The organism is Nocardia sp. NPDC002869 (assembly GCF_046764065.1).
Taxonomy (GTDB): Bacteria; Actinomycetota; Actinomycetes; order Mycobacteriales; family Mycobacteriaceae; genus Nocardia; species Nocardia rhamnosiphila.
On record NZ_JBKOOL010000310.1, the window covers coordinates 1 to 2,352 of the forward strand.

The following is a 2,352-nucleotide window of genomic DNA, read 5'->3' on the forward strand; positions in this document are numbered from 1 at the left end:
GCACCGGGCCCAGCACCTCCACCGCCGCCGGGAGTTCGGCGGCGGCGAGCAGTCCGGCGATACCGTCCGGAGTGCCGTCCACCGCCGCCATCCGCACCGCCGGCGGGAATCCGACCTCGGTCCGCTGCGCCAGTTCGGCGGCCGCGTGCCCGGCCGGATCCCAGCGCAGCAGCGCCTGCACGGTCGGCACGGCGGGATCGGCCATCACCAGCACTTCACCGTCCGGCCGCACGAGGGCCGCGGCGCTGAGCCAGCGGCGCAGGGCGTCCTCCGCGGCGCGCAGATCGGCGCGGCCGAGCAGCGCCCACCCGTCCAGCAACAGCCCCACCCCGTAACCACCGGCGAGCAACGGTTCGGCCCCGACGGTGGCCACCACGACCTGGGGCCCGGGCGGCACCGTGTCCAGTACGGCCGCGCCGCTGGACCCGCGGATCGGCACCCCGGGGAATGCCCGGCCGAGTTCCTCGGCGGTCCGTGCCGCACCGATGACCACGGCGCGCAACACCCGGCCCCCACAGGCCGGGCACCGGAACGCCGCCTCGGTGCGCCCGCACCAGCGGCAGACCGGACTGTGCGCCGCCCCCGGATCCCCGGCGGGACGGTCCGACCCGGGCAACGACAGCGGCCCCACACACCGGCGGCAACGGGCGGGTGTACGGCATTTGGTACAGGCGAGCGCCGGAACGTACCCACGGCGCGGCACCTGCACCAGCACCCCGGACCCGGCGGCGAGTGCCTTCCGGGCCGCCGCGAAGGCGGCGGCGGGGATCCGGATCGCGCGCGCCATCGGATCTCGTTCGAGCGCGGTATCGCTGTCCCCCGGGGCGCTGATCCGCGGCGCGGCAGCCCGTAGGGTCGCCCGGTCGGCCAGCAGATCGTGGACCCATCCCGTTTCCACGACGGCCTGGATCTCGGCGGTCCGGGCGAACCCGGCAGCCACGAACGCCGCACCGGTGTCGTGGGCGCGGAGCATGGCGACCTCCCGCGTGTGCGGGTAGGGGGCGCGGGGTTCGGCATAGGTGTCGTCGCCGTCGTCCCAGATCGCGATGAGGCCCAGATCCACAGCGGGCGCGAAAACCGCACTACGGGTGCCCACCACCACGCGCGCAGTGCCGCGCAGAACGGCCAGCCAGCGCCGGTATCTGGCCGCCGGTCCCAGCCCCGCCGACAAGCCGACGGCGGAATCACCGATCAGCCGTTCACATTCGCGTAGTACCCGGTCGAGGTCGCGCTGGTCGGGCACCATCAGGATCGCGCTGCGGCCGTCCGCGACCACCACCGCCGCGAGCTCGGCCAATCGCCGCGCCCAGTCCTCTCCCGGCAGCGCCTGCCACGCCGCCCGCGGCCCCCGGCGGCCCGCGAGTGCGGTCAGGAAGGCATCCCCGTGCCGGTACCGGCGCCAGGCGCCGGTGTCCACTCCCGCGGGCAGTGCCGCGCGTCCCGCCACGTCGGAACGGTCCGCCTCCCGCGGCCCCGCACTGCCGGTATCCGAGCCGTGAACCGGCGAACCACCGGACTCCCCCGGCGCCTCCGCGGCTCCGGGCACGTCGACCACCCGCAATGGCACCGCCTCACCACCCGAGCCGGAACCGGCCGTTCGGCCGACACCCCGCGGCCCGCCTGCCTCGGTGTCCGTGCCCGCTTCGGTGCCGGTGCCCGGTGCGGGGTTCGTGCTCGGCCCGGTCTCTGTACCTGATCCGGCGTCCGTCCCCGGCACGGCATCTGTGCCCCGCTCAGCGTCCGCACGCAACCCGGCGCTCACACCCGATCCGGCGTCCGTTGCTGTCGCGGCATCCGAATCCGCCCCGGCGTCCGCTCGCAACCCGGCGTTCGTGCCCGGCCCGTCATTCGCACCCGAGCCTGCCTCGGCGTCGGGCCCTGCCTCCGCGGTTTTCTTCGCCGGCCCCCCGTTCTCCACCCGTGCATGCCGCGGTGGGATCGCCAAGCGCAGCACGTCGGCACGGGTCCCGGCACACCGTGCCGCCACGGTCGTCGCGAGGCGCAGGATCTCCGGAGTGAGCACTTGTTCGGCGGATACCACCCGCTCCAGCCGGACCAGCGTGCCCGGGTGATCGGATTCGGCGTGCCGGGACAGCAGATAACCGTCCACCAGCCGCCCCGCGAACCTGACTCGCACGCGGACACCGGGACGGGCGATATCGGCGAGCTCCGGCGGCACCAGGTAGTCGAAATCGCGGTCCAGGTGCGCGGGGGTGAGTAGCGGCAGCACCCGGGCGATCGGGTTCTCGACCGGCCCGGAGGCCGCGGCCGCGGCCTTCTTCGCGCGAGCGGCCCGGCGGCGCGCCGGCCCCGACTCGGCCGACACCCCCGCCGACGTGGGGTCGGCGGGGG

Annotated in this window: 1 protein-coding gene; it reads right to left on the reverse strand. The window is 75.6% G+C overall.

Annotated features, from left to right (window positions below; all coding sequences use genetic code 11):
- On the reverse strand, positions 1-2,230 hold a 2,230-nt coding region (locus ACLML9_RS28475; RefSeq protein WP_411948387.1), incomplete at its 3' end, for a hypothetical protein.
- Positions 2,231-2,352 lie beyond the last annotated feature (122 nt).